Here is a 6,895-nt window from a genome sequence, read left to right as displayed (position 1 = left end):
GATACGCGGGGGGGGCCAACCACCCCCGCCGCGGCCCCCGCCTGGCCCGGGGTGGTGCCGTGCGGGCCGGGCGGGCCCCGGGGGGGGGCACCCCCCGGGGCCGGTTTGACCCCCAGGTCAAGGCCCCGTAACCTTGACCGTCGGTGTCTGTGACGCCAAACCCCTGAGCACACACCTCCCGGCTCTCCGCCGGGGGAGGCCGCTCGTCCACTCGGATTTCACGGGAGTCTCCCAGGCCCGTGTGAGCGGCTGGCATCAGAGGATCCGTTTCCAGCGAAGGAGAGTTCCGCGTGTACGCGATCGTGCGCACCGGCGGACGCCAGCAGAAGGTTTCTGTCGGCGACGTCATCGAGGTTGACCGCATTTCCACCAGCAAGGTCGGCGACACCGTCGAGCTCTCGACGCTGCTGGTCGTCGATGGTGACGCGGTCACCAGCGACCCGTGGGTCCTGGCCGGCGTGAAGGTCCAGGGCGAGGTCGTGGACCACCACAAGGGCAACAAGATCCGGATCCAGAAGTACAAGAACAAGACCGGTTACAAGAAGCGGATCGGCCACCGCCAGCTCCACACGGCGCTGAAGATCACCGGCATCGACGCTCCGGCGAAGTAAGGGACTGAGGAGACATGGCACATAAGAAGGGCGCATCGTCCACTCGGAACGGTCGCGATTCCAATGCTCAGCGGCTCGGCGTGAAGCGCTTCGGCGGTCAGGCCGTCAACGCCGGTGAGATCCTGGTCCGCCAGCGTGGCACCCACTTCCACCCGGGCACGGGCGTCGGCCGCGGCGGCGACGACACCCTGTTCGCCCTGGCTGCGGGCGCGGTGCAGTTCGGCACCCACCGTGGTCGCAAGGTCGTGAACATCGTTCCGGTCGCTGAGTAATCAGCCGCCGGGCGACAGCTCAGCAGTAGCACCACTCCGAGGGCGGACCGCCTTTCTCGCGCGAGCGGGAAGGCCGGTCCGCCCTTGGCGTGTTAGTACAGAGACATCCCCGTAGTTATCTGGAGGCACCTCACCATGACCACCTTCGTGGACCGCGTCGAACTGCACGTCGCCGCGGGTAACGGAGGCCACGGCGTGGCCTCCGTGATGCGGGAGAAGTTCAAGCCGCTCGGCGGGCCGGACGGCGGCAACGGCGGGCGCGGTGGCGACGTGACCCTCGTCGTGGACCAGGACGTCACGACGCTTCTCGAATACCACCACCACCCGCACCGCAAGGCCACCAACGGGCAGCCGGGCGCCGGTGACCACCGCGCAGGGAAGAACGGCCAGGACCTCGTTCTGCCCGTCCCGGACGGCACGGTCGTCATGGACCGCAAGGGCAACGTCCTCGCCGACCTCGTCGGGCAGGGCACCACCTTCGTCGCGGGGCAGGGCGGCCGCGGCGGTCTCGGCAACGCCGCGCTGGCGTCGGCCCGCCGCAAGGCGCCCGGTTTCGCGCTGCTCGGCGAGCCCGGTGAGGCCCGCGACATCGTGCTGGAGCTGAAGACCGTCGCGGATGTCGCGCTGGTCGGGTTCCCGAGCGCCGGTAAGTCCTCGCTGATCTCGGTGCTGTCGGCGGCCAAGCCGAAGATCGCGGACTACCCGTTCACGACGCTGGTCCCCAACCTCGGTGTGGTGACGGCCGGTTCGACGGTCTACACCATCGCGGACGTGCCCGGTCTGATCCCGGGCGCCAGCCAGGGCAAGGGCCTGGGCCTGGAGTTCCTGCGCCATGTGGAGCGGTGCGAGGTGCTGGTCCACGTCCTGGACACCGCCACGCTGGAGTCGGACCGCGATCCGCTCTCCGACCTCGACATGATCGAGGCGGAGCTGGCGCAGTACGGCGGGCTGGAGGACCGGCCGCGGCTCGTCGTCCTCAACAAGGTCGACATCCCGGACGGCCAGGACCTCGCCGACATGATCCGCGGCGATCTGGAGGAGCGCGGTTTCCGCGTCTTCGAGGTGTCGGCCGTCGCCCGGCAGGGCCTGAAGGAGCTGTCGTACGCACTGGCCGAGATCGTGGCGCAGGCGCGTGCGGCCAAGCCCGTGCAGGAGGCGACCCGTATCGTCATCCGGCCCAAGGCGGTGGACGACTCCGGCTTCACCGTCACCGAGGAGGCCGACCGTTTCTACCGGGTGCGCGGCGAGAAGCCGGAGCGCTGGGTGCAGCAGACGGACTTCAACAACGACGAGGCGGTCGGCTACCTCGCGGACCGGCTCAGCCGCCTCGGCGTCGAGGACGCCCTGCTCAAGGCCGGTGCGCACACCGGCGACGGCGTGGCGATCGGCCCCGAGGACAACGCCGTGGTCTTCGACTGGGAGCCGACGATGGCGGCCGGTGCGGAGATGCTCGGCCGGCGCGGTGAGGACCACCGGCTGGAGGCGCCGCGGCCCGCGGCCCAGCGCCGCCGGGACCGCGATGCGGCGCGGGACGATGCGGAGCAGGAGTACGACGGCTTCCGCCCGTTCTGACGGCGGGTCCTGACGGCCGGTCCTGGCGGCGAGTTCTGACGGCGAGTTCTGGCGGCGAGTTCTGACAGCGAGTTCCGGGAGCGAGGGCGAAGGCCCCGGGAGGATGCTCCGATGCTGAGTGACCAACAGCATCGGACGCTCCTCCCGGGGCCTTCGCCCTGCCGGTCCGGTCGGACGTCCGGTCAGGCGTCGGTACGGATGATCACGTCCAGGGTGCGGGGGCCGTGGACGCCCTCGACGCGTTCCAGCTCGATGTCGGAGGTGGCGGACGGGCCGCTGATCAGCGTCGTCGGGCGGTCGGGGACGAGCCGGGCGACGGCCTCGGGGACGCCGGCCTCCACGCTCGACAGGTCGACGACGCAGACGTGCAGGTCGGGGACGAGCGTCAGGGCGCGGCGGCCCTGGTCCGGCGAGCTGTCGAGGAAGATCGTGCCGGTCTCGGCGCAGCTGACGGCGGAGGCGGTGACCACGCCGTCGAGGGCGTCCAGCGCGGGCGGTGCCACCGCCGCGTCGTCCTCGTGCACCTCGCCGTCGTATCCGGCCAGCCAGGCGCGGTCGAGTCCGGCGGGGATGCCGACGAGGCGGGCGCCGCGGGCGGCGAGGACGGCGGCGACGGTGGCCGCGGTCTCCTCGGCGGTGCAGGGGTGGACCTCGGCGCGGTAGTCGACGAGCCGGTTGGTGAAGAGAGCGAGACGTTCGGCGTCGGGGAGGGTGCGGCCGGTGCGGTAGGCCCGGGGGACGGTCACCTCCGGGGCCGGGGCGAGCACCAGGGCGTCGCGGATCCGGCCGAGCACCGTCTCACGCGCGGTCGTGGGGGCGGTCATCGCTCCTCCTCGGGGGTGTCGGGGTTCTCGGGGGTGGCGGCCCGTTGCCGGGCGCCCTCGGCGGCCGCGTCGCGCAGGGCGGCGGCGCCTTCGGCCGACGCCAGCCAGGAGCGGAAGGTGCGGCGGGGCGGGACGGGCGTGTCGCGGCTCTCGCTCCAGCCGCTGAACGGCGGCGGCAGGTGGGAGATCGTGCCGTCGCGGCCACCGGCGATCCGGCCGAGGCGCGCGGCGTTCTGCGCGGCGGTGTAGACCTTGGGCCGCTTCATCACCCCGGCGGCCGCCTTCATCGCCAGCTTCTCCGCCGTCGTACCGGACTGTTCGGTCTTCTGGTGGCGCAGCTCGACCAGAAGCGACGGGATGTCGATCTTGACGGGGCAGGCGTCGAAGCAGGCGCCGCAGAGGGTGGAGGCGTACGGCAGCGAGCTGTTGGGGTCGTCCTTGGCGGCGTGCATACCGGCGAGCTGCGGGGTGAGGACGGCGCCGATCGGGCCCGGGTACGTCGAGCCGTACGCATGGCCGCCGGCGCGTTCGTAGACCGGGCAGACGTTGAGACAGGCCGAGCAGCGGATGCAGTGGAGCGCCTCGCGGCCGACGGAGTCGGCGAGGGCGGCGGTGCGGCCGTTGTCGAGCAGCACGAGGTGGAAGTCGCGCGGCCCGTCGCCCGGCGTGGTGCCGGTCCACATCGAGGTGTACGGGTTCATCCGCTCGCCGGTGGAGGAGCGCGGCAGCAGCTGGAGGAAGACCTCCAGGTCCTGGTAGCGGGGGATGACCTTCTCGATGCCCATGACGGTGATCAGCGTCTCGGGCAGGGTCAGGCACATCCGGCCGTTGCCCTCGGACTCGACGACGGCGAGGGTGCCGGTCTCGGCGACGCCGAAGTTGGCGCCGGAGACGGCGACCTTCGTCGTCATGAACTTCTCCCGCAGATAGGCGCGGGCGGCGGCCGCCAGATGCGCGGGCACGGCGTCCAGCTCCGGGTCGACGCCGGGGATCCCCTTGAGGAAGATCTCCCGGATCTCGTCGCGGTTGCGGTGGATCGCCGGGACGAGGATGTGCGACGGCTTGTCGTGCGCCAGCTGCACGATGAGCTCGGCGAGATCGGTCTCGTACGGGGTGATGCCGCGGCTTTCGAGGTGTTCGTTGAGGCCGATCTCCTGGGTGGCCATCGACTTGACCTTGATGACCTCGCGGCTGCCGGTCGCCTCGATCAGCTCGGTGACGATCGCGTTGGCCTCGACGGCGTCGCGTGCCCAGTGGACGGTGCCGCCGCGCTCGGTGACCTTGCGCTCCAGCTCCTCCAGGAGGTCGGGGAGGCGGTTCATGGTGGCGGCCTTCAGCGCCGCACCGGCGTCGCGCAGCCGCTCCCAGTCGGGGAGTTCGCCGGTGACCGCGAGCCGCTTGGCGCGGATGGTGTGGGTGGCCTTGCCGAGGTTGCGGCGCAGCTGGTCGTTGCGCAGCTCGTCGTGCGCGGCCTTGGGGAAGCTGCGGTCGCCGCGGAGGTTTCCGGCGCCGTACGGGGCGCGGGGCGGGGCGGCGGGCATGCCCAGGAAGGTGCGGCTCATCGGACGGCCTCCGTCGGGACGTACGGCGCGGTGCGGGTGGCGGCGAGGATCTGCGCGAGGTGCAGGGTGCGGGTGCCGGACCGGATACGGGAGAGTCCACCGCCGATGTGCATCAGACAGGAGGAGTCGCCCGCGGTGCAGACCGCGGCGCCGGTCGAGGTGATGTGGCCGACCTTGTCGTGCAGCATCGCCGTGGAGGTGTCGGCGTTCTTGACGGCGAACGTGCCGCCGAAGCCGCAGCAGGCGTCGGCCTCGGGCAGTGCGACGAGGTCGATGTCCTCGACGGCGCGCAGCAGCCGCAGCGGCTTCTCGCCGACCCGCAGCATCCGCAGGGAGTGGCAGGTGGGGTGGTAGGTGACGCGGTGCGGGAAGTACGCGCCGACGTCGGTGGTGCCGAGTACGTCGACGAGGAGCTCCGACAGCTCGTAGGTCTTCTCCTTGACGGTGGCGACGCCGGCGCGGAGCGCGGCGTCGCCGTAGCGCGCGGCGACGATCTCGTGCTGATGGCGCACCGAACCGGCGCAGGAACCGGACGGCATCACCACCGCCTCGATCGACGCGTCCCCGAACTGCTCGGCAAAGCCGCGGACGAGGGGGACCGGCTCGCGCTGGTAGCCGGTGTTGACGTGCATCTGGCCGCAGCAGGTCTGCTCCGGCGGGAACACCACCTCGTGCCCGAGGCGGGCGAGCAGCAGGGCGGTGGCCTTCACCGCGTCCGGGAAGAGCGTGTCCCCCAGGCAGGTGGCGAAGAGTCCGATACGCATGGAGCGCCTCCCACAGAATTTTACGGTCCGACCATTCTAGCGTCGGGCCGGAAGTGAGGTGTGGGGGTGGTGCGGACCGGGCGTGTCGGGCGTGTCTGCGGAGGGGGCGGGAGCGCTGTACGCGGCGTCGTACGGACGTGGCCCGTGGGGCTGTACGGGAGGAAGGGGCGGCAGGCCAGGTCAGGGCCGGTCTAGGGATAAGCCAAAGCCAAGCCAAGCCAGGCCAGGGCCAGGCCAGGCCAGGGTCGGGATACGAGGAGGCCAAGGGCGAGGCCGAGCCACGGCCCGGCCCGGCGTCCGCCCCGGCTACGCGTCCGCGTCCCCCACGCCGCCGGAGCCGCCCGCGCCGCCGGAACCGTCCGCCCCCTCCACCAGCCCCCCGTGGAACCCACGGATGTGCCGTTCGGCGAGGTCCGCGGCGGCCGCGCCGTCGCCCGCGCGGACCAGGCGGAGCAGTGCGGTGTGGTCGTCGTTGAGGGCGGCGGCGGTGGCCGGCCAGTTCTCGGCGGCCTCCAGGGCCCGGAGGATCAGCGGGCGGACCGATTCGCGGACCGCGGAGGTGAGCGTCGAGGTGAGGTCGTTGCCGGAGCTGCGGGCGATGGCGACGTGGAAACGGGTGTCCAGATCGTTGAAGTCCGCGGCGGACAGGTCCTCCGCGCGCAGCCGCACCAGCAGCTCCTCGGCCTCGTCCAGCGCGTCCGGCGCACCGTGCCGCGCCGCCGCCTCGAAGCTGGAGCGCTCCAGGGTGACCCGGGCCTCCAGCACGTCGTGGAGGCTGTAGCTGCCGAGCGCGAAGTGCAGCCGCAGCAGCCGGCCGAGTGCGTCGTCGGGGTGGCGGACGATCCGCGCCCCGGCGTCCGCGCCCCGGCCCGCCTGCGCGACGAGCACCCCGATGGTCTCCAGCACCCGCAGCGCCTCGCGCAGCGCCGAGCGGCTGACCCCGAGCACCGGCGCCAGCTCCCGCTCCGGCGGCAGCCGGTCCCCGGCCTTCAGTTCCCCGGCGAGCACCTGCGCCTCGATGCTCTCCAGCACCAGCTCATGCGTGCGGGCCTGCCGCACGGGGCGCCACTCGGCCATCGGAATTCCCTCGGCTCGCTCTCGTACCGGACCGGCGACTGTCGCCTGCGGATATCCCTCACAGTCTATGGTCCGACCGGGTACGGAAGGCCGCCGGGAGCGTGCGTCCCGGAACGCCGACGGGGGCCGCCCCTGCGGCGGGGCCCCTCGGGCCGGGGGGCGACGGCCCGGGGCGCCGACCGCCCCGCGCCCCCCCCGGGGGGTCTCGTAAAC

The 6,895-nt window shown here is 72.3% G+C and carries 7 protein-coding genes; 3 read left to right on the top strand and 4 right to left on the bottom strand.

What is annotated here, in order from left to right:
- Nucleotides 1-290 precede the first annotated feature (290 nt).
- The 3 genes from rplU (at nt 291) to obgE (ending at nt 2,455) form a co-directional block, all read left to right on the top strand.
- Nucleotides 291-611, top strand: a complete 321-nt coding sequence (gene rplU / locus ACFWWQ_RS16550; protein ID WP_384596624.1) for a 50S ribosomal protein L21 — start codon at nt 291-293, stop codon at nt 609-611.
- 14 nt (nt 612-625) lie between these two features.
- Complete coding sequence (gene rpmA / locus ACFWWQ_RS16545) at nt 626-883, top strand: 50S ribosomal protein L27 (protein WP_009717948.1); 258 nt, start codon at nt 626-628, stop codon at nt 881-883.
- Between the two features lie 135 nt (nt 884-1,018).
- Nucleotides 1,019-2,455 (top strand): GTPase ObgE, encoded by a 1,437-nt coding sequence (gene obgE, locus ACFWWQ_RS16540; RefSeq protein ID WP_384596621.1) that lies wholly within the window; start codon nt 1,019-1,021, stop codon nt 2,453-2,455.
- A gap of 182 nt (nt 2,456-2,637) precedes the next feature.
- On the opposite strand, the gene ACFWWQ_RS16535 is transcribed toward obgE, so the two are convergent.
- The 4 genes from ACFWWQ_RS16535 to ACFWWQ_RS16520 all read right to left on the bottom strand — a co-directional run bounded on the left by ACFWWQ_RS16535 (nt 2,638) and on the right by ACFWWQ_RS16520 (nt 6,682).
- Nucleotides 2,638-3,279 (bottom strand): lactate utilization protein C, encoded by a 642-nt coding sequence (locus ACFWWQ_RS16535; RefSeq protein WP_384596619.1) that lies wholly within the window; start codon nt 3,277-3,279, stop codon nt 2,638-2,640.
- Complete coding sequence (locus ACFWWQ_RS16530; protein ID WP_384596617.1) at nt 3,276-4,841, bottom strand: lactate utilization protein B; 1,566 nt, start codon at nt 4,839-4,841, stop codon at nt 3,276-3,278. Before ACFWWQ_RS16530 ends, ACFWWQ_RS16535 begins: the two co-directional genes overlap by 4 nt.
- Nucleotides 4,838-5,605 (bottom strand): (Fe-S)-binding protein, encoded by a 768-nt coding sequence (locus tag ACFWWQ_RS16525; protein ID WP_384596615.1) that lies wholly within the window; start codon nt 5,603-5,605, stop codon nt 4,838-4,840. The genes ACFWWQ_RS16530 and ACFWWQ_RS16525 overlap by 4 nt, the downstream gene beginning before the upstream one ends.
- Nucleotides 5,606-5,911: 306 nt before the next feature.
- The gene (locus tag ACFWWQ_RS16520) at nt 5,912-6,682 is read right to left on the bottom strand and encodes a FadR/GntR family transcriptional regulator (protein WP_384596613.1); all 771 of its coding nucleotides are present in this window, start codon (nt 6,680-6,682) and stop codon (nt 5,912-5,914) included.
- Nucleotides 6,683-6,895 lie beyond the last annotated feature (213 nt).

Origin of the sequence: Streptomyces sp. NPDC059080 (genome assembly GCF_042739975.1) — a bacterium.
Lineage (GTDB): Bacteria > Actinomycetota > Actinomycetes > Streptomycetales > Streptomycetaceae > Streptomyces > Streptomyces benahoarensis.
This window is presented reverse-complemented; position numbering and strand designations above follow the sequence as displayed.

Coding starts and splice junctions, on each gene's coding strand:
- ACFWWQ_RS16520 (WP_384596613.1), bottom strand. CDS start 6,682: ATGGCCGAGTGGCGCCCCGTGCGGCAGGCCCGCACGCATGAGCTGGTG.
- ACFWWQ_RS16530 (WP_384596617.1), bottom strand. CDS start 4,841: ATGAGCCGCACCTTCCTGGGCATGCCCGCCGCCCCGCCCCGCGCCCCG.
- ACFWWQ_RS16525 (WP_384596615.1), bottom strand. CDS start 5,605: ATGCGTATCGGACTCTTCGCCACCTGCCTGGGGGACACGCTCTTCCCG.
- rpmA (WP_009717948.1), top strand. CDS start 626: ATGGCACATAAGAAGGGCGCATCGTCCACTCGGAACGGTCGCGATTCC.
- ACFWWQ_RS16535 (WP_384596619.1), bottom strand. CDS start 3,279: ATGACCGCCCCCACGACCGCGCGTGAGACGGTGCTCGGCCGGATCCGC.
- obgE (WP_384596621.1), top strand. CDS start 1,019: ATGACCACCTTCGTGGACCGCGTCGAACTGCACGTCGCCGCGGGTAAC.